Origin of the sequence: Campylobacter sp. CNRCH_2016_3089 (genome assembly GCF_025772505.1) — a bacterium.
In the GTDB taxonomy this organism is placed as follows: domain Bacteria; phylum Campylobacterota; class Campylobacteria; order Campylobacterales; family Campylobacteraceae; genus Campylobacter_D; species Campylobacter_D lari_D.
In genome coordinates this window covers 1-18,275 of the sequence record NZ_JAKMSF010000009.1, presented here as the reverse complement: position 1 = coordinate 18,275, position 18,275 = coordinate 1, and the positions used below count along the sequence as shown (strand labels likewise).

Sequence of the window (18,275 nt, the reverse complement as noted above, 5' to 3'; positions counted from 1 at the left end):
AATTATGATAGAGCTTATTTTTTTAGATGTAGATGGTTGTCTAACAGATGGTAAAATCATCTACACACAAAATTATGGTGAAATTAAAGAGTTTAATGTAAAAGATGGTGCAGCAATTGAGGCTTGGCAAAAGCTTGGCAAAAAAGTTGCTATTATTACAGGCAGGACTAGCGAATGTGTGTATTTTAGAGCTAGAGATTTAAAAATTGATCTAGTATATCAAGGTATTAGTGATAAATTAACTTGCGCTAAAGAAATTTTAGAAAAATTAAATTTAGACTTTTCTCAATGTGCTGCTATTGGGGATTATTATAATGATATGAGTTTACTTGAAGCAGTTGCTTATAGTTTTAAACCAAAAGATGCACATAAGGCTTTAAAAACTGATAAAGTTTTAAATAGAAAAGGTGGCAATGGGGCGGTAAGTGAGATGATAGAAATTTTAATTGAACATAATAATATGCAAGCTCAATGGGATAAACTTTGGCGATAAAAATTTTTGCTATATTAATGAGTTTATTTGCCTTTGTTATGGTGATTTTAAGTACTCAAGATCCTTATTTGTTTGCAATAAAACCGCAAAAGGTAGATGTGGCAAATATGCAAGCTTTTGATGTGCTTGATTATGAGCTTAATACATCTGTTACAAAAGCTAGCTATCAAGCAAGTCGTTGGGTAAAATACCAAGATAAAGATATTTTTGATGATTTTAAAGTGCAAGCACTTGATTATAATTTAAGTTCGGATTTATTAGTAAGAAATGATGAAAAATCCATTTTAGAAGGTAATGTAAGTTATTTTGATCAAAATCAAACTTCTATTTTTACTCAAAAAGCAATTTATGATATGAAAAATAAAATTTTATTTTCCAATGAAAAATTTAAGGCATATATAGGGTTAAATGAGGTTTTTGGGGATAATTTTTTATATGATGTAAATCAAAAAGAATTAAAAATTCAAGGAATAAAAGCATGGTTTTTAGAGCAATAATTTTTTTGTGTTTGTTAAATTTATTTGCATTTAGTGCTCAAAAAATAGAAGTTTATGCTAAAGATTTTTATTTGGATGAGAAAAATGAAACGAGCATATTAACTGGTGATGTGGAAGTAAAAAAAGGTAAAGATATTTTAAATTCGCAAAAATTAGTCATTTATATGAAAAATAAACAACCCATTAAGTATATAGCTACTAAAGATGCTAAATTTAAAATTATGATGAAAGATAAGATTTATCATGGAAGTGGTGATGAGTTTGTTTATAATGTAGCTAAAGATACATATGAAATTAATGGTAATGCAAAAATTATAGAAGTGCAGTCAAAAAAAGAGCTTATAGGTGATAAAATCATAGTAGATAGAAAAAATATGACTTATAGAGTAGTTAGTAAAGATAAAAAACCTGCTAAATTTGTATTTGAAGTAAAAGAATGATATTAAATGCTAAATTTTTAACTTCTGCTTCTAAAATAAATGAAGCTCCACAGCCTATATATACTGAAATTGCATTTTTAGGCCGCTCTAATGTAGGAAAAAGTTCTTTGATTAATACTCTTTGTAAGAATAAAAATTTAGCAAAAAGTTCTTCAACTCCGGGCAAAACCCAACTCATTAATTTTTTTGAAGTTGATTGTAAAAAAGATGAAGATAAATTTAAATTGATGTTTATTGATTTACCTGGTTTTGGCTATGCTAAAGTGAGCAAAAAAACTAAGGCTATTTGGAATAAAAATTTAGATGAGTTTTTAAAAGAGCGTAGTTCTATCAAACTTTTTATTCATCTAATAGATTCAAGACATGAAAATTTAGATATTGATGCAAATTTGGATTTGTATTTAGATTCTTTTATTAGAGCTGATCAAAAAAAAATAATAGTTTATACAAAAGCAGATAAGCTCAATCAAAGTCAAAAAGCAAAAATTTTAAATGTAAATAAAAATGCCATTTTAGTTTCAAATTTGAAAAAAAGTGGTATTGATAAATTAGAACAAAAAATTATTTTAGAGAGCTTAGGTTTTAATGAGGAGTAGAAATTTAGTAAAAAATAGATTTGATTTTTCTTATTTATTTTTTTATTTATCTTTGATTTTTTATCAAGTGCTAAGCTCTGTTTATTATTGGATGCCTCCTTTGTTTGGCGTGTTTTTTTGTTATATGATAGTGCTTTTAAAAGAAAAAGAAAGAACTCTTAATAAGCTTGATTTTAGATGGTATTTTTCTTTGTTTTATCTTTTATTAATTGATATTATCCATGGATTTTATCTTTTTAGTTCTTGGATAGCTTTTTTTGTTTTTTATCATCTTTTTGTTGATTGGTTTAAAAGTAAATTAAAACTAGGCCATTATTTGCTCGTTATATTTACCTTTTGTGCTTATATTTTTATCTATCTTTTTGATGTATTTTTGGCGTATTTAGATAATAGTCAAATTTTAAAATTTGGTATTGAATATCTATGGTTTTTTGTCGTTGAAGCTTTGATTTCTTTTGTTATTTTTAAAGGGAAAATCTAATATGCGTATGCGTTTGGTGATGGGGTTTATAGCTTGTTTTTTTATACTTTTACTTGCTAGAGTGTATTATATAAGCATTAAATCTAATGTTTATTATGAAGAAATAGCTAAACAAAATGCCATTAAAACGCAATTTTTAGCACCTGTAAGAGGGCAAATTTTAGATGTTAAAGGTAGGCCCTTAGCAGTAAATAAATTAGGTTTTTCAATCTCTATAAAGCCATATTTGTATATAAAAAAGAAAAACAGAAATCTTTTAGAGCAGGAATTGCAAGTTATAGTAGATGCTTTTCCTGATTTAAACATAACTAAATTAAAACGAAATTATATAAAAGCAGATTCTTATTATAATCAAGATTATATAGAAGTGGTTCCATTTATAGAATATGATGCTATGATTAAGCATTTTACTAAGCTTAATTTGCGTGAAAATATGCAAGTTAAATCTACTACTCAAAGATTTTATCCTTATGATGCTTTAGCTAGCCATGTTATAGGTTATGTTGGAAAAGCAAATTTAAATGATATGAATGAAAATGAAATTGCAAGATTAACTAGCTATGTAGGGCGTAGCGGTATAGAGCGTTCTTATAATGAAATTTTGCAAGGTCAAAAGGGTGAAAAGGTTAGCAAAGTAAATGCGTTAAATAAAGAAATAGAAGAACTTTCTTATAAAAAACCTACTTCAAGTAATATCACTTTAAGCATTGATCTTGATTTGCAAGAATACTTGACTAGTATTTTTGAAAATTTAGCAGGCGCTGCTATAGTAATGGATGTAAAAAGTGGAGCTATTTTAGCAGCGGGTAGTTTTCCTGAATATAATCTCAATCCTTTTGTTACCGGTATTAGTCAAGAAGAATGGGATAAACTTTCTAATGATTTAAACCATCCTTTTACTAATAAACTCATTAATGGTCTTTATCCTCCAGGTTCAGTTATAAAAATGGGAACAGCTTTAGCATTTTTAGATAGTGGAAAAGTGAATGAAAATCATAAATATTTGTGTGATTCTAACTTTGAACTTGGTGGTAGAAAATTTAGATGCTGGAAGGCTATAGGTCATGGTTATGTAGATATGACAGATGCTATTAGAGAAAGCTGTGATGTATATTTTTATAAAGGAGCTTTGGAGGTTGGTATTGACATTATTAGTTCTGTTTTTGAAAGAATAGGTTTTGGTACAAAAACAGGAGTAGATTTACCTAATGAATTTATAGGAACGGTTCCTAATAGAATTTGGAAAAAAGAAAAATACAATCAACCTTGGTATCAAGGTGAAACTTTAAATACAAGCATAGGTCAAGGTGATTTTCTTGCTACTCCTATGCAAGTGGCTAAATTTACAGCTATGATTGCTACGGCTAAAAATATCACACCGCATTTTTTACATAGTATTGATGATAATGTTACTAAGGTAAATTTTGACAATAATGAAAGTGTTTTTACGACTTTTGAATTATCAAAACTTCCACTTTTAAGGCGTGCGATGTATGAGGTGGCCAATGTTGATGGTGGAACTACAGCAAGATTTTTAAGAAATTCTCCTATTACTATAGCAGCCAAGACAGGAACAGCTCAAGTAGTTGGAATTTCCCAAAGTGAAAAAAAGCGTATTAAAGAAGAGGATTTAGAGTATTTTTTAAGATCTCATGCTTGGATTACTTCTTATGCGCCTTATGAAAAACCTCAATATGTAGTAGTAGTTTTAATCGAACATGGAAAAAGTGGTAGTAGCGCAGGCGGACCTGTACTTGCTAAAATTTATCAAAAACTTATAGATTTGGGTTATATTGATAAAAAATATATTAAGAAAAAAGCTAAATGATTAGCATTCCATCGCCATAAGAATAAAAACGATATTTGTTTTTTATAGCTTCATGGTAAAGTTCTAAAGTTTTTTCTCTACCTATAAAAGAGGCCACAAGCATAATAAGAGTTGATTTTGGTAAGTGAAAATTAGTGAGTAAAAAATCAAGTCTTTGTGGGGTATTTTGTGGGTGTAAAAACAAATCACAAAAACCTTCTTTTAATTTTTTTCTATGATAATACTCTATACAACGAGTAACTGTGGTGCCTACACCAAGTATTTTTTTAGAAGAATTAATCAAAGCACAAGTTTCATCATCAACATAGAAAAATTCTGAATGCATTTTATGCTCGCGTATATCTTCGCATTCTACACCTTTAAAAGTTCCCGCACCAACATGAAGTGTGATAGTATGGATATTATGATTTTTTTTAAGTTCTTTTATCATTGCTTCGTTAAAGTGCAAGCTTGCAGTGGGTGCAGCAACCGCACCTTGATTTTTGGCAAAAATGCTTTGATAGTTAATGTTATCTTGTGCTTCATCTGCTCTTTTAATATATGGTGGTAAAGGTATATGGCCTATTTTTTCTAAAATTTCAAAAACTTCATGATGATTGAATTTTTTTTCATCATTAAAAAATTCTACTTCTCTTGTGCCATCATCGTGTAATTTTTTGATTTTAGCTTTTAAAGAATTTTCAAAATATAAAATTTGTCCTTCTTTAACCTTACCACGAATTTGAACTAAAAAATCATTATTTTTTAAAGGGTGATTAATGAAAAGTTCTATTTTGCTACCACTTTCTTTAAATCCATAAATTCTTGCTTTTATTACTTTAGTGTCATTAAAGATAATTTCACAAGGTGGTAAAATTTTAGCTAAGTTCTTAAAATGTAAATGTAAAATTTGATCTTTACATCTTTCATAAACTAAAAGTTTAGCATTCTCCTTGGGTAAGATAGGAAAATTTGCTATAAGTTCATTAGGTAAATCATAATCATAACTAGAAAGCAAAAGATCTTTATCAATCGTTTTCATCATTTTCTTTTTGACTAGGATTAACTTTTTTGGCTATATAAATAGAAATTCCATAAAGCCCGCACAAAGGAACGGCCATTAAAAATTGTGAGATTATATCAGGTGGTGTCATCATAGCTGAAAAAACAAAAATTACTAAAACTGAAACTCTAAAGTGTTTTTTTAAAAATGCATCATCAATAAGTCCAAGTTTGGCAAAGAAAAAGGTTATCACAGGCATTTCAAACGCTAAGCCAAAGGCAACTACAAGTTTAGTAAAAAATCCCACATACAAGCCTATGCTGATTAAAGGTTTAAAATCTTGAGTTTGCACCCCAAAATCAATTAAAAATTTAAAAGCCAAAGGTATGACTATATAATAACAAAACAAAGCTCCAAGCGCAAACATAATGCTAGCAAAGCTTACAAAAGGCACTACTAATCTTTTTTCATTATCATAAAGTCCTGGTGCTACGAATTTCCAAAACTGCCAAAAAATAACCGGTAAAGAAATCAAAAAAGCTGTAAAAAATGAAACTTTCATTGCAGTAAATAAAGGCTCTTGTAATTCAACGAAAGTCATTTGTTTTGAAATTTCAGGTAAGGCTGCTTCAACGGGTGCTTTTAGTATATCTATGATATAACTATTAAAACTAAAGCATACAAAAAACATTACAACAACACAAGCTACGCTTATAAATAATCTTTTTCTAAGTTCTACTAAATGTGGTTTTAATTCTTCAAACATTCTTAGCTTTCCATTTTTTGAGTATTTTTTTCATCTTTTTGAGTTTTTTCTTCTACACGCGAAAGTTCTTGTATATCTTTTTCTAAATCATTAATTTCACTTTTTAACTCTTTGGTATTATTTAAAATATCTTCTTTGAGTTGATCAAATTCTTCAAAACTCAGTTTTTTTCTGATATTTTCGTTAGTTTGTGAAAATTCATCTTTGTATTTTTGTGCTTCATCTTTTAACTCTGCTATTTTTAATTCTTTATTGATACTTGCTTTTGCTTCATCAATATTACTTTTAATGGCTTTTAAAATTTTTGCAATTTCAACTATAGTTGAAGGTAGTTTTTCAGGCCCAAGAACTAAAATAGCTATAACTAAAATAACTAAAATTTCTCCAAAACTCATTATTTTATCTTCTTTCGCTTAAATATATAGTTTGCATTTTACATAAAAATACTTAAAAATACTATTACTTTTATAATATTAATATATAAAGATATATTGATATATTAATATATTTTTGTTATGCTTATTTTAAAATGAAATGGAGTGAAAAATTATGGAAAAGTTATTTTTTATTTTTAAAGATTTTTTGATTTTATTTGTTGAAATTTCTATTTTATTTATATTAGTTAGTATGCTCATTGCTTATCTTAATGAGCGTTATGCTAAATTTTTCAATGAACATTTAAAGAAAGATTCTTTTGTAAGTTATATAAAGGCTATTCTTTTGGGTAGTTTAACTCCCTTTTGTTCATGTTCAAGCATACCGCTTTTAAATGCATTTTTAAAAGCTAAAGTACCACTTGGAGTATGTATAGCTTATTTGATAACTTCGCCTTTAATTAATCCTATTATAGTAGTGATGTTTGTAGTAAGTTTTGGCTTAAAAATCTCTTTATTTTATGTGGGATTTTTATTTAGCGTGATTTTATTTATTGCTTTTTGTGTTTCAAAAATAAACACTCAAAGATTTTTTAATGAAGATTTTTTAAAAAATGATTTAGAGCAAACTTCAAAGTGTTGTTCTAATGATACTTCTAAAAGTTTATGCTGTGAAAAACCTAGTTCTATTTTTGTTAAAAATTCTAAAATTAGCAGTAAAATTTTAAAATTTAAGACTAAAACAAAAGAAAATAAAATCAAAATATTATTTATGCAAAGCTTTAATGAATACAAAAAAATTCTGCCATATATTATTATTGGTATGGGTATTGGGGCTTTTATACACGGCTTTTTTCCGCAAGATTTTTTTCAAAATTATATGAAAGATTATGGGGTATTGGGTGTATTTATAGCAGCATTTATAGGGGTTTTGCTTTATATGAATTGCACTGCTATGATTCCTGTAGCACTAGCTTTAACTACCAGTGGATTTCCGCTTGGTATAATGATGAGTTTTTTAATAGCAGGAGCAGGGTGTTCTTTACCTGAGCTTATTTTGCTTAAAAGAATTTTTAAAACAAGCTTTTTGTTTTTATTTGCAGGTATGATTGTTTTTATTGCAATTAGTTTTGGACTTTTAATGTTTTTTATATAAGGAATTTTATGCAAGAATTTTTAAAAATAACAAGTGCAATTAATGATGAAAGCAGGATTTTAATCTTAGCTTTTTTACAAAAATATGGAAAACTTTGTGTGTGTGATTTGCAAAGCTCTTTAAATATGAGTCAATCAAGGCTTTCAAGACATTTAAAAATTTTAAAAGAAGCTAATTTTTTAGAAGTAGATAGACAGGGTGTTTGGGCGTATTATGGAGTAAAAGAAAATTTAAATAATTTTTGCAGCGATATATTAAAAAATATCAATGAACTTTCTATAAAGCTTCCTGAGCTTAAAAGGTTTTCTTGTGAATGCAAAGCTTAAGTGCTAATATACAAAGCTAGTTCATCGCTTAAAAGATAATTAGTATTATAAAAAATTCCATTTTTATATACTAATTTCCCTTTTTTGCTAAGAAACATTGCCTTTTCTTTTTCTAAAGGTTCTAGCTTTGTTTCATCCACTCCTATAATGCTTCTAAGTCCTAGAAAAATATGCTCTAAACACAAATCTTTTGAATTTAAATTTTCAACCTCCCTAAAACAAGGATTTGCTATATAATCTTTTAAACTTTTTTTAGTATAAAATCTTTGATTTTTTAAAAATCCTACCGCACTTAAACCACATCCTATATAGTCTTTTCCTTGCCAATAAGCAAGATTATGTTTGCAAATTTGTCCAAAATTACTGATTTCATATTGTTTATAACCAAGATTTTCAATTGCTTTGATAAAATGTTTTGCAAGGCGTGGAGCGTTTTTTTTATAATGAAATTTTTTAGCAAATCTTGTCTTTTCTTCTATAGTTAAATTATAAGCACTCACATGGCTAATATCAATTAAAGCGAGTTTAGAAATTTCATAATCAAGCATTTTACTATCATCGAGTTTTGTATCATAAATTAAGTCTAAATTTATATTATTAAATCCTGCTTTTTTTGCGTTTTCTATACTTGTAAAAATGTTTTTTTGATCATGAATACGCCCAAGGAATTGTAATTTTTTTTCATGAAAACTTTGCACCCCAAAAGAAATGCGGTTAAAACCTAAATTTTTTATCTCTTTAAGCCAAGAAAAATTGCTTGAGTTAGGATTTGCTTCTATGCTTATTTCATTATTTTTTTGTAAATAACTTTGCAAAAAAATAAAAATTTTTTCATAAAAATTAACACTCATTAAACTAGGAGTACCACCACCTATAAAAATAGTTTTTATGGAATTTTTATCAAGCATAAAAAAATCTAATTGATATTTTATATCTTGCATTAATGCGTTTAGATAATCTTTTTCAAAATATTTTTTTTTAAGTGAAGTAAAAGAACAATAAAAACATTTACTTTCGCAAAATGGTATATGTATATATAAATGCATAAAACTTCTTTAAAATGTGATTATAAATTCGTATTTTTTTGTTAGAATTATATTATTAAAAAGTCAAGGATAAGAAAATCATGGAAAAAGAAAAAAAATATAGGCCAAATGTAGCCGCAATAGTGCTATCATCAGCTTATCCTTTTGAATGTAAAATTTTACTCGCTAAACGCAATGATATGGAAAATATATGGCAGTTTCCTCAAGGTGGAATAGATGAGGGAGAGGATGCTAAAAGTGCGTTATTTAGAGAATTAAAAGAAGAAATAGGTACAGATGAGATTGAAATTTTAGCCGAACATCCTGAATGGATTAGTTATGATTTTCCACCTAAGGTTGCACAAAAAATGTATCCTTATGATGGTCAAAATCAAAAATATTTTTTAGTTAGATTAAAAAACAAAGCTATTGTTAATCTAAATACTAAAAATCCTGAATTTGATGCTTATAAATTTGCTTCATTAGAAGATGTGTATGATATGATTAATCATTTTAAAAAGCCTATATATATTAGAGTTTTAAAATATTTTAAAGAAAGGGGGTATATTTAATGCTGGTCGTACAAAAATATGGGGGAACGAGTGTAGGAACGCTTGAGCGTATCGATGAAGTTGCTAAAAGAGTGGCAAAAAGTAAAAAAACTTGCGATAAGTTAGTTGTAGTAGTTTCTGCAATGAGTGGAGTTACTAATGAGCTTATTGATTTTGCACATCATTTTAGTAAAAATCCTTCAGGTCGTGAGATGGATATGCTTTTAAGTAGTGGTGAGCGTGTAACTTCATCTTTACTTGCTATTGCATTAAATGAAATGGGTTTAAAAGCTACTGCATTTTCCGGACGCAATGCAGGGATTATTACAGATGATGTTTATACTAAAGCAAGAATTGAACACATTGATACTATAAATATCAATACAGCTTTAGATGAGGGGTATATTGTAGTAGTTGCTGGCTTTCAAGGTATCGACAAAATGGGTAATGTTACTACTTTGGGTCGTGGTGGAAGTGACTTAAGTGCAGTTGCATTAGCAGGAGCCTTAAATGCTGATTTGTGTGAAATTTATACTGATGTAGATGGGGTATATACTACCGATCCTAGAATTGAGCCAAAGGCTAAAAAGCTAGATAAAATTTCTTATGAAGAAATGCTAGAGCTTGCAAGTTTGGGAGCTAAAGTTTTACAAAATCGCTCTGTAGAGCTTGCTAAAAAATTAAATGTAAAATTAGTTACTAGAAGTAGCTTTAATGAAAATGAAGGGACGATCATTACTAAGGAGGAAAATATGGAACAAGCTTTGGTTAGTGGTATAGCACTAGATAAAAACCAAGCAAGGGTTACTTTAAGAAATATTGATGATAAGCCAGGAATTGCTGCTGAAATTTTTGGAACTTTGGCAAATGAAAATATCAATGTAGATATGATTATCCAAAATGTAGGTGTAGATGGAGCTACAAATTTGGGCTTTACTGTGCCTGAAAACGAGCTTGATTTAGCAACTAATGCTATGAAAAAAGTTTTAGGTGCTAATGCTAATATAGAAACAGATAGTGCAGTGGTAAAAGTTTCAGTTGTGGGTGTGGGTATGAAATCACATTCTGGAGTAGCTTCAGCAGCTTTTAAAGCATTGGCAAATGAAAATATTAACATACAAATGATTTCTACAAGCGAAATTAAAATTTCAGTCATCGTGCATGAAAAATATGGTGAATTAGCTGTAAGAGTATTGCATGAAGTTTATAAACTAGATGTATAAATGAGTAATAGTTTTTTAAAATTTACCCTAGAGCAAATCCGAGAAAATGGCACTTATACAAGTTGGTTAGAAGAAAGGCGTCTTGAATGGTCGCCTTTGATAGCTTCTAAATTAGCTTTGCTTTTACAAGGTTATACTTTTATTGTGATTACTGATGAGCAAAGAGTTTGGTTTGAAGAGTATTTTTTAAGCCAAATCAATGCTAACACCACAAGACCTTTAGTGCCTTTTGTGTCTTTAAAAGGAATTTATAATAAGGCTTGCAATACCCAAGAAGATATAGATTTGCTAAATGATCTTTTAAGTATTTCTTTTCCTAATGGTTATGCTTTTTTTTATATAGGAACTAATACAGGATTTAAATTTAAAATCGCCAATTCTAAAGCAGAAAGTATGCTTTGGCTTTTTGATGAGCAATTGCAAAATAGCTTTTATCTTTCCTCACGCGATAAGGAATTAGACTATAAACTTATTTCTTTATACAAAGTATTTGAGCAAAGCTTAGAGGCTGTGCTTTTTTCTAAGGTAGAAATTTGAATCTAAGAAATAAAATCATTATCCATAATGATTTTGAGTTTATGCAAGAAAAACTCACAGAAGAATATGGGCAAAAAAATCTTAGATTTTTCATACCTAAAAACCCTGATTTAGAATTAAGATTAAATGACTTAACTTATGACAAAAACGCTCAAGCAACGGCAAGGGCTATTATGAAAGAAAGTTATATGGCTGAAGCACAAGCTAAAATTATTGTTATACTAGCTAAGTCTTTTCGTGAAGAAGCACAAAATTTTTTATTAAAACTTTTTGAAGAGCCACCAAAAAATGTATATTTTATTATCGTAGCTCCTTCAAAAAATGTTTTTTTACCTACTATACTTTCAAGATTTATCATAGAAAAGCATAAAATTCAAAAAGAAAAGATGTCTTTAAATTTAGATCTTAAAAAAATGGATCTAGCTCAAATTGCTTCATTATTAAAACAATATGAAAATATAGACAAGCATGAATGTTTAGATTTAATTAGTGTTTTAAGCTATGAGTGTTTTAAACAAGATATAAAATTAAACGATGAAGAAATTGATTTTTTTTATAAAGCTTATGAGTTAGCTAAATTAAATGCAAAGCCAACTATTTTACTAAGCACCATAGCTTTAATTTTACACGAGAGAAAAAATGAAAATCATTAAAATCAATCCTAACACAGACTTTGAGCAAATTTCTAAATATATAAAGCCACATAAAGCAGGTAAGAAAATTATGAGTGAAAAAACTCAAATTCATTTTTTTCTTATCAAAGAACTAAGAGCACCTGCTGCAAATATACTTAAACAAGACGCACTAAGGGTTGGAGCTGAACTTGTAACACATAAAGAAGTTATACTAGGTAAAGAACATACTAATGCCTTGCTTATGGTAACACAAGATCAAGCTAAAAAGCTTATAGAAAAAGAAAAACTACAAGATTTTAAGCTTAAAAATTTAGCACTATTTTTAAAGTCTAATTTCGCTAAACCAAAATATGCAAAAATCATGGGTGTGATTAATATTAATGAAGATAGTTTTAACGCTCAAAGTAGGGTTAAAGAAAATGAAGTTTTAGAAAAAATCGAACTTATGATCTCTCAAGGGGCTGATTATATAGATATAGGCGGGGTTTCTTCAAGGCCTGGAAGTATGTATTGTGGGAAAGAAGAAGAGTTTAAACGCTTAAAAAATACCCTAGATTTAATCTATAAAGAAAAACTTTATGAAAAATGTATTTTTAGTTTAGATAGTTTTGATGAGTATTGTTTAGAATATGCTTTAAATAAAGGCTTTAAGCTTATTAATGATATCACCGGTTTTAAAAATGAAAATTTAGCCAAACTAGCTTTAAAATACAAAGCCACTTATACACTCATGCATATACAAAATACCCCACAAAATATGCAAGATAACCCGCATTATGAAGATGTATTAGCCGAGCTTGATGATTTTTTTACGCAAAAGCTAGAAAGGCTAAGTGAGCTTGGTTTAGAAGATGTGATTTTAGATGTTGGCATTGGTTTTGGTAAAAGTCCTTGGCATAATATGATGTTAATCAAACATTTAGAGCATTTTTTACGCTTTGAAAAAGAACTTTTAATCGGAGCTAGTAGGAAAAGTATGATAAATGCTTATTTTAGCTCAAGTGTTGAGCAAAGACTAGCGGGCACACTTTATTTGCATTTAGAGGCTTTTAAAAATGGTGCAAGCATTATAAGAGTGCATGATGTGTATGAACATAAGCAAATGTTTGAACTTGCAAAAGCTATGGATGAACTTTCTTTGGAGTAGTGATGACTTATCAAGAGTATTTAGAAAAGGTAAAATTGGCAAAAGAATGGATGAGGGCTTATTATGAAGATGATGAGCCTTTAGCAAGCGATGAAGAATACGATAAACTTATAAGAGAGTTAAAAGCATTTGAAACGCTTCATCAAGAAAAGATTTCTAAAGATTCTCCTACGCAAAATATCGCCCCAACTATACAAAGTGAGTTTCATAAACTTGCACATAGTGCAAAAATGTGGTCTATGGAAGATGTTTTTGATGAAGCTGAGCTTAGAGCTTGGGCAAAAAGAGCTAAATGTGAGTTTGATTTTTTCATAGAACCTAAATTTGATGGAGCGAGTTTAAATCTTACTTATGAAAATGGTATTTTAATCAGCGGTGCTACAAGGGGTGATGGAGAAGTAGGCGAGGATATTACTTTAAATGTAAAAGAAATATCAAACATACCTCAAAAAATTCCTTATAAAGACAAGATAGAAATTCGTGGCGAAGTGGTGATTTTAAAAGAAGATTTTGAAAAAATCAATGAAAAAAGAGCTAAAGATGGCTTGAGCTTATTTGCAAACCCACGCAACGCAGCAAGTGGTTCACTAAGACAGCTTGATACAAGCATTACAAAAGAAAGAAATTTAAAATTTTATCCTTGGGGAGTGGGGGAGAATTCTTTAGAATTTAGCAAGCACTCTGAAGTAATGGAGTTTGTAAGAAGTCTTGGTTTTTTAAAAGATGATTTTGTTTTTTGTGTTAAGACTTTAGATGAGGTTTTAGAAAAATATCACGAGCTTTTAGAAAAAAGAGATCAAAAGCCCATGATGATGGATGGTATGGTTGTAAGGGTAGATGATTTAGCTCATTGTAAGCTTTTGGGTTATACAGTGAAATTTCCAAAATTTATGGCTGCGTTTAAATTTCCTGCTTTGGAAAAAACTACAACATTACTTGGGGTTAATTTACAAGTTGGAAGAAGTGGAGTGATCACCCCTGTGGCAGTGCTAGAACCTGTAAATTTAGATGGGGTTGTAGTAAAGTCTGCAACCTTGCATAATTTTGATGAGATAGCTAGACTTGGAGTGATGATAGGCGATAGCGTAAGTGTGATAAGAAGTGGCGATGTCATACCTAAAATCACTAAAGTTTTTACCCAAAGGCGTGATGGTTTAGAAAGTAAAATTGCCAAGCCAACTCTTTGTCCTGAGTGTTTAAGTGAGCTTTTAGATGAGGGTGCTTTTTTAAAATGTCAAAACCTAGACTGCAAAGCAAGACTTGTAAATTCCATTATACATTTTGTATCTAAAAAGTGTTTAAATATAGACGGCCTTGGAGAAAATATCGTCGAGCTTTTGTTTAAAGAAGGAAAAATCACTAACATAGAAAGTATATTTTTCTTAAAATATAGTGATTTTGAAGGCTTAGAAGGCTTTAAAGAAAAAAAAATCAACAATCTTCTAAGTGCTATTGAAAATGCAAAAAAATGCCCCTTATCAAGGTTTATCACTGCTTTGGGTATAGAGCATATCGGAGAAGTAGCAGCTAAAAAACTAGCTCAATCTTTTGGCTTTGAATGGTTTATGCAAAGCTATGAAGCTTATGCAAATTTAGAAGGCTTTGGCGAACAAATGGCTAAAAGCTTAGAAGAATTTACCCATGTCAATGCAAATCGCATTAAGCATTTTTATGAAATTTTGCATTTAGAGGATGAGAAAAAAGAGCTTATTATAAATGATAATATTTCTAATAAAACCTTTGTTATCACAGGCACTTTAAGCAAATCACGCGATCATTTTAAAGAACTAATCGAAAACTTTGGAGCAAAGGTAAGTTCAAGTGTGTCTAAGAAAACTGACTTTGTATTATATGGAAGTGAAGCAGGCTCAAAGCTTGAAAAGGCTCAAAGTTTAGGAGTTAAGTGCATCAATGAAGCTGAGTTTAACGCTCTTTTAGGCGGTGATGATGAGGTATGATGTCTTTGTAAGTGCAAAGTTAAACATTTCTCGCAACAAAGCTTGTGAGCTTATAGAAAACAAGCAAATTTTACTCAATAGTGAGTTTAAAAAAACCTCTTTTAAAATCACATCTTTAAATCCTTTAGAAGATGAGAGTTTAAAACTCACGCTTTTAGAAGAGCTTTTTGTAAGCAGAGCTGCTTTTAAGCTCAAGCATTTTTTACAAGAGTATACATTTACTATCAAAGATAAAATTTGTTTAGATATAGGTTCATCGACCGGAGGTTTTGTGCAAATTTTACACCAAAATAATGCTAAACACATTACAGCTTTAGATGTAGGTTCTAACCAACTTCATGAGAGCTTAAGAAATTTAGAAAATATCCAAATTTGTGAAAACACTGATTTGCGTGAGTTTAAAAGTGAAATTTTATATGATGTTATCACTTGTGATGTGAGTTTTATATCTTTAACACATTTGATTTTTCATATAGATAAACTTGCTAAAGATCTTATCATCTTGCTTTTTAAACCTCAATTTGAAGTAGGTAAAAATGCTAAGCGCGATAAAAACGGAGTGGTAAAAGATACCAAAGCCATCAAAAATGCTAAAGAAAGCTTTGAAAAAGCTTGTGCAAAGCTTGGTTGGATCTTGCAAGCAAGTCAAGAGTCACACTTAAAAGGAAAAGAAGGTAATGTTGAGTTTTTCTACGCCTATAGAAAAAACTAAGATCACAAATTTAGCCATAGGGCGTTTTGATGGTATGCATTTGGGGCATTTTGAGCTTTTTAAGCATTTAGATGAAAATGGTGCCTTATTTATCATCACTAAAGAGGAAAAAGAAGCCCTAACACCTAAGGATTTTAGAGTAAATTTGGTTGATTTTCCTTTGATTTTTTGTGATTTTGATAAAATCAAGGACTATAAAGGCGAGGATTTTTTAAAGCTTTTAAAGCAAGAATTTCCCAAACTAGAAAAGATCATTGTAGGTTATGATTTTAAATTTGGCAAAGAAAGAAAATGCAGTGCCAAAGACATACAAAGTCTTTGTGGTATAAACACCATCATCGTAGATGAGTTTAAAATTCAAAATAAAAGTGTTCATGCAAGTATGATTAAAACCTTACTTAAAGAAGCAAAAGTCAAAGAAGCTAAAAATTTTCTAGGTAGATTTTATAATATACAAGCAAATATCATCAAAGGTCAAGGCATAGGCGCTAAAGAGCTTTTTGCAACTTTAAATTTACATACAAAAGACTTCTTTTTACCCAAAGATGGCGTATATGCGACTTTAGTAAAGATTGAAAATAAAAGCTATCATAGTGTAAGTTTTATAGGCATAAGATCTACTGATAAAAATTTTGCTTTAGAAACGCATATTTTAGATGAAAATTTCACAAACACAAAAGCAATTTTAGTTGAGTTAAGTTTTATTGACTATATAAGAGCTAATGAGAAATTTAACGACTTAGCCTTATTAAAAGCACAAATTAGTAAAGATATTGACAAAGCAAAAGAAATTTTAGGAAGATTAAATGAAAGATGAAATTTTTAAAAAACCCTTAGAAAAACAATTTGAATTTGATAAAAGCGTAGCAAGTGTTTTTGATGATATGGTGTCAAGATCTGTGCCTTTTTATACGCAAAATTTAAAACTCATAGTCGAACTTATTGATCATTTTACACCACAAAATGCGAGAATTTGTGATCTTGGTTGTTCTACGGCTAGTTTATTGCTTGCACTTTATGAAAAAAGAAAAGATTTTCTTTTAAGCGGGGTTGATGAGGCTAATGCTATGTTAGAGATCGCCAAAAACAAATGTCAAGCCTTTGGAGCTAGGGTGGAATTTCATCAAAAAAATTTAGATGATTTTGAGTTTTTTAAAAATGATGTTTTTATAGCTACTTATACTTTGCAGTTTATTCGCCCACCTAAAAGACAAGAATTAGTTGATAAAATCTATCAAAACTTAAATGAAAATGGTATATTTGTGCTTAGTGAAAAAATTCTTTATGAAGATGTCAAAATAGCTAAAAAAATGATACAAATTTATGAGCAATATAAACTAGAGCAAGGTTATAGTAAGCTAGAAATTTCAAGCAAGCGAGAAGCCTTAGAAAATGTCCTCATACCTTATACTCAAAATGAAAACATAACTATGCTTAAAAAGGCAGGATTTTCTAAAGTAGAAAGCGTATTTAAGTGGGTAAATTTTGAAACTTTCATAGCTTTTAAATAAAAATATTTTTTATAACAATGTGTTTTAGAAAAATAATTATGAAGCCATGGAAGCAAAAATATTATTTTTTAACCATAAAGTCTATTTTATAGTAATTTTAAATTTAAGATACTTCTTATCTTAAATTATACTTAAGTAAAAATTTATAAATAAAATATTAATATTCTATACTTATTGTTAAAATATTAGCAATGGGTATTGTAAAACACACAAACAAATAATGAATCAATCAAATACATTAACTATTTTTGAAAGGACTTTTTCAATGAATATAAATTTATCTAAAAATTGCCTTATGGGGGGGGTAGCACTTTATTAAAACTTTCCCTACTCACTATACTTTCACTAAACTCTTTAGAAGCTGCCACCCAGGCAAATTATGATAAAGCTTCTAATACTTATGTAATTAAAAAACACCATTATAATAATAATGATGTTTATGATTATAATCTTGACACATATAAACTCTTAAGTGGTAAAAACTTCTATGGTCAAATGGCTAGCAATAAAAACCTTTCAAATATTACTTTAATCTATGATAATCCTAAAAACAAAGCTCATGAAAAAATGAATGATTTATATTTAAACAAGACATACTCACTCCAAGTATCAAAGAAGATATTTTTGTAGTTAATGGTTTTCATAGTTCTAACTCAGCTAATACTACCCTAAATCAAATCAGCTATATACCTTTTTTAGTTTCAGCCTATACCTTTAATGCAAAAGCAAATAATAATACCTTAGTATTAAAAGCAGGGGAATTATCTTCAGTATATTATTTAAAACCTACCGATAAAGAAGTAATTAATCCTAAAGCTAGTGGATTAGATAATAAATATAATTTTTTAATCACTCCAGCCATAGCAAGAAAAGGTGAAGCAAGCAATAATACTTTAAATTTCTTAAAAGATGCCTATGTGGATATGGGTGTTGAAAACACCTATACCCTACCTTTAAATGGTGCTCCTTATATCTTAGGTGCTTTTGGAGTTGATGCTAATACTAATAATAATACTGTGATATTAAATAAGGGAGTA

Annotated in this window: 22 protein-coding genes and 1 pseudogene; 19 read left to right on the top strand and 4 right to left on the bottom strand. The window is 29.0% G+C overall.

All coding sequences use genetic code 11. The features are described from left to right. The first annotated feature begins 4 nt into the window (after positions 1–4). Genes L8W69_RS07005 through mrdA form a run of 6 tightly spaced genes read left to right on the top strand, consistent with a single transcriptional unit; the run spans position 5 to position 4,335 of the window. The gene (locus tag L8W69_RS07005) at positions 5–493 is read left to right on the top strand and encodes an HAD hydrolase family protein (RefSeq protein WP_133319211.1); all 489 of its coding nucleotides are present in this window, start codon (positions 5–7) and stop codon (positions 491–493) included. After that, positions 484–990, top strand: a complete 507-nt coding sequence (locus L8W69_RS07000; RefSeq protein WP_220566660.1) for a hypothetical protein — start codon at positions 484–486, stop codon at positions 988–990. The genes L8W69_RS07005 and L8W69_RS07000 overlap by 10 nt, the downstream gene beginning before the upstream one ends. Further along, the gene (gene lptA, locus L8W69_RS06995; RefSeq protein ID WP_133319209.1) at positions 972–1,430 is read left to right on the top strand and encodes a lipopolysaccharide transport periplasmic protein LptA; all 459 of its coding nucleotides are present in this window, start codon (positions 972–974) and stop codon (positions 1,428–1,430) included. Before L8W69_RS07000 ends, lptA begins: the two co-directional genes overlap by 19 nt. Beyond that, complete coding sequence (yihA, locus tag L8W69_RS06990; RefSeq protein WP_133319208.1) at positions 1,427–2,026, top strand: ribosome biogenesis GTP-binding protein YihA/YsxC; 600 nt, start codon at positions 1,427–1,429, stop codon at positions 2,024–2,026. The genes lptA and yihA overlap by 4 nt, the downstream gene beginning before the upstream one ends. Further along, positions 2,016–2,507: a hypothetical protein gene (locus L8W69_RS06985; RefSeq protein WP_133319207.1), complete on the top strand. Its 492-nt coding sequence runs from the start codon at positions 2,016–2,018 to the stop codon at positions 2,505–2,507. The genes yihA and L8W69_RS06985 overlap by 11 nt, the downstream gene beginning before the upstream one ends. A 1-nt stretch (position 2,508) precedes the next feature. Next, positions 2,509–4,335 carry a penicillin-binding protein 2 gene (gene mrdA, locus L8W69_RS06980; RefSeq protein WP_263666773.1) on the top strand — a complete coding sequence of 609 codons (1,827 nt, stop codon included), beginning with the start codon at positions 2,509–2,511 and terminating at the stop codon, positions 4,333–4,335. On the opposite strand, the gene queA is transcribed toward mrdA, so the two are convergent. The 3 genes from queA to tatB are packed head-to-tail and all read right to left on the bottom strand — an operon-like array spanning position 4,328 to position 6,478. Next, a complete protein-coding gene (gene queA / locus L8W69_RS06975; RefSeq protein WP_263666772.1) occupies positions 4,328–5,356 on the bottom strand; it encodes a tRNA preQ1(34) S-adenosylmethionine ribosyltransferase-isomerase QueA in 1,029 nt (342 codons plus the stop codon). The genes mrdA and queA overlap by 8 nt on opposite strands. Further along, complete coding sequence (gene tatC, locus L8W69_RS06970) at positions 5,343–6,083, bottom strand: twin-arginine translocase subunit TatC (protein WP_133319204.1); 741 nt, start codon at positions 6,081–6,083, stop codon at positions 5,343–5,345. The genes queA and tatC overlap by 14 nt, the downstream gene beginning before the upstream one ends. 2 nt (positions 6,084–6,085) lie before the next feature. Further along, positions 6,086–6,478, bottom strand: a complete 393-nt coding sequence (gene tatB, locus L8W69_RS06965) for a Sec-independent protein translocase protein TatB (protein ID WP_133319203.1) — start codon at positions 6,476–6,478, stop codon at positions 6,086–6,088. A 154-nt stretch (positions 6,479–6,632) separates the two neighbouring features. On the opposite strand from tatB, the gene L8W69_RS06960 reads away from it, so the two are divergent. Together L8W69_RS06960 and L8W69_RS06955 are read left to right on the top strand one after the other, a co-directional pair. Next, complete coding sequence (locus L8W69_RS06960; RefSeq protein ID WP_263666771.1) at positions 6,633–7,613, top strand: permease; 981 nt, start codon at positions 6,633–6,635, stop codon at positions 7,611–7,613. 8 nt (positions 7,614–7,621) lie between these two features. After that, on the top strand, positions 7,622–7,939 hold the full coding sequence (locus tag L8W69_RS06955) for an ArsR/SmtB family transcription factor (protein ID WP_263666770.1): 318 nt from the start codon (positions 7,622–7,624) through the stop codon (positions 7,937–7,939). Here the strand turns inward: L8W69_RS06955 and hemW are convergent. Beyond that, positions 7,936–8,985 (bottom strand): radical SAM family heme chaperone HemW, encoded by a 1,050-nt coding sequence (gene hemW, locus L8W69_RS06950; protein WP_263666769.1) that lies wholly within the window; start codon positions 8,983–8,985, stop codon positions 7,936–7,938. The genes L8W69_RS06955 and hemW overlap by 4 nt on opposite strands. 80 nt (positions 8,986–9,065) lie before the next feature. Between hemW and L8W69_RS06945 the strand changes: the two genes are divergently transcribed. The 11 genes and pseudogenes from L8W69_RS06945 to L8W69_RS09395 form a co-directional block, all read left to right on the top strand. Beyond that, on the top strand, positions 9,066–9,536 hold the full coding sequence (locus L8W69_RS06945; protein ID WP_133319199.1) for an RNA pyrophosphohydrolase: 471 nt from the start codon (positions 9,066–9,068) through the stop codon (positions 9,534–9,536). After that, complete coding sequence (locus L8W69_RS06940; RefSeq protein WP_263666768.1) at positions 9,536–10,738, top strand: aspartate kinase; 1,203 nt, start codon at positions 9,536–9,538, stop codon at positions 10,736–10,738. The genes L8W69_RS06945 and L8W69_RS06940 overlap by 1 nt, the downstream gene beginning before the upstream one ends. Beyond that, complete coding sequence (locus L8W69_RS06935) at positions 10,739–11,275, top strand: HobA family DNA replication regulator (protein ID WP_263666767.1); 537 nt, start codon at positions 10,739–10,741, stop codon at positions 11,273–11,275. A gap of 41 nt (positions 11,276–11,316) precedes the next feature. Further along, positions 11,317–11,928, top strand: coding sequence for a DNA polymerase III subunit delta' (locus L8W69_RS06930; RefSeq protein WP_318529610.1), 612 nt, complete (start codon positions 11,317–11,319; stop codon positions 11,926–11,928). Further along, on the top strand, positions 11,915–13,057 hold the full coding sequence (gene folP / locus L8W69_RS06925; protein WP_263664858.1) for a dihydropteroate synthase: 1,143 nt from the start codon (positions 11,915–11,917) through the stop codon (positions 13,055–13,057). Before L8W69_RS06930 ends, folP begins: the two co-directional genes overlap by 14 nt. Positions 13,058–13,059: 2 nt before the next feature. Continuing rightward, on the top strand, positions 13,060–15,015 hold the full coding sequence (ligA, locus tag L8W69_RS06920; RefSeq protein ID WP_263666765.1) for an NAD-dependent DNA ligase LigA: 1,956 nt from the start codon (positions 13,060–13,062) through the stop codon (positions 15,013–15,015). Next, complete coding sequence (locus tag L8W69_RS06915) at positions 15,005–15,727, top strand: TlyA family RNA methyltransferase (protein ID WP_133319339.1); 723 nt, start codon at positions 15,005–15,007, stop codon at positions 15,725–15,727. The genes ligA and L8W69_RS06915 overlap by 11 nt, the downstream gene beginning before the upstream one ends. Continuing rightward, positions 15,693–16,544, top strand: a complete 852-nt coding sequence (locus L8W69_RS06910; RefSeq protein ID WP_263666764.1) for a bifunctional riboflavin kinase/FAD synthetase — start codon at positions 15,693–15,695, stop codon at positions 16,542–16,544. The genes L8W69_RS06915 and L8W69_RS06910 overlap by 35 nt, the downstream gene beginning before the upstream one ends. Beyond that, the gene (gene cmoA / locus L8W69_RS06905; protein WP_263664856.1) at positions 16,534–17,238 is read left to right on the top strand and encodes a carboxy-S-adenosyl-L-methionine synthase CmoA; all 705 of its coding nucleotides are present in this window, start codon (positions 16,534–16,536) and stop codon (positions 17,236–17,238) included. The genes L8W69_RS06910 and cmoA overlap by 11 nt, the downstream gene beginning before the upstream one ends. Positions 17,239–17,526: 288 nt before the next feature. Then, positions 17,527–17,868, top strand: coding sequence for a hypothetical protein (locus L8W69_RS06900; RefSeq protein ID WP_263666763.1), 342 nt, complete (start codon positions 17,527–17,529; stop codon positions 17,866–17,868). After that, positions 17,817–18,275: pseudogene (locus tag L8W69_RS09395) on the top strand (hypothetical protein); the annotation flags it as partial. The gene L8W69_RS06900 and the pseudogene L8W69_RS09395, both read left to right, overlap by 52 nt.

Excerpts from the sequence above, each read along its gene's own strand:
- mrdA (WP_263666773.1), top strand. The coding sequence starts at position 2,509 with ATGCGTATGCGTTTGGTGATGGGGTTTATAGCTTGTTTTTTTATACTT.
- hemW (WP_263666769.1), bottom strand. The coding sequence starts at position 8,985 with ATGCATTTATATATACATATACCATTTTGCGAAAGTAAATGTTTTTAT.
- L8W69_RS06915 (WP_133319339.1), top strand. The coding sequence starts at position 15,005 with ATGAGGTATGATGTCTTTGTAAGTGCAAAGTTAAACATTTCTCGCAAC.
- L8W69_RS07005 (WP_133319211.1), top strand. The coding sequence starts at position 5 with ATGATAGAGCTTATTTTTTTAGATGTAGATGGTTGTCTAACAGATGGT.
- tatC (WP_133319204.1), bottom strand. The coding sequence starts at position 6,083 with ATGTTTGAAGAATTAAAACCACATTTAGTAGAACTTAGAAAAAGATTA.
- yihA (WP_133319208.1), top strand. The coding sequence starts at position 1,427 with ATGATATTAAATGCTAAATTTTTAACTTCTGCTTCTAAAATAAATGAA.
- queA (WP_263666772.1), bottom strand. The coding sequence starts at position 5,356 with ATGAAAACGATTGATAAAGATCTTTTGCTTTCTAGTTATGATTATGAT.
- L8W69_RS06955 (WP_263666770.1), top strand. The coding sequence starts at position 7,622 with ATGCAAGAATTTTTAAAAATAACAAGTGCAATTAATGATGAAAGCAGG.
- folP (WP_263664858.1), top strand. The coding sequence starts at position 11,915 with ATGAAAATCATTAAAATCAATCCTAACACAGACTTTGAGCAAATTTCT.
- L8W69_RS06960 (WP_263666771.1), top strand. The coding sequence starts at position 6,633 with ATGGAAAAGTTATTTTTTATTTTTAAAGATTTTTTGATTTTATTTGTT.
- tatB (WP_133319203.1), bottom strand. The coding sequence starts at position 6,478 with ATGAGTTTTGGAGAAATTTTAGTTATTTTAGTTATAGCTATTTTAGTT.
- L8W69_RS06985 (WP_133319207.1), top strand. The coding sequence starts at position 2,016 with ATGAGGAGTAGAAATTTAGTAAAAAATAGATTTGATTTTTCTTATTTA.
- lptA (WP_133319209.1), top strand. The coding sequence starts at position 972 with ATGGTTTTTAGAGCAATAATTTTTTTGTGTTTGTTAAATTTATTTGCA.
- L8W69_RS06945 (WP_133319199.1), top strand. The coding sequence starts at position 9,066 with ATGGAAAAAGAAAAAAAATATAGGCCAAATGTAGCCGCAATAGTGCTA.
- L8W69_RS06930 (WP_318529610.1), top strand. The coding sequence starts at position 11,317 with ATGCAAGAAAAACTCACAGAAGAATATGGGCAAAAAAATCTTAGATTT.
- L8W69_RS06935 (WP_263666767.1), top strand. The coding sequence starts at position 10,739 with ATGAGTAATAGTTTTTTAAAATTTACCCTAGAGCAAATCCGAGAAAAT.
- ligA (WP_263666765.1), top strand. The coding sequence starts at position 13,060 with ATGACTTATCAAGAGTATTTAGAAAAGGTAAAATTGGCAAAAGAATGG.
- L8W69_RS06940 (WP_263666768.1), top strand. The coding sequence starts at position 9,536 with ATGCTGGTCGTACAAAAATATGGGGGAACGAGTGTAGGAACGCTTGAG.
- L8W69_RS06910 (WP_263666764.1), top strand. The coding sequence starts at position 15,693 with ATGTTGAGTTTTTCTACGCCTATAGAAAAAACTAAGATCACAAATTTA.
- cmoA (WP_263664856.1), top strand. The coding sequence starts at position 16,534 with ATGAAAGATGAAATTTTTAAAAAACCCTTAGAAAAACAATTTGAATTT.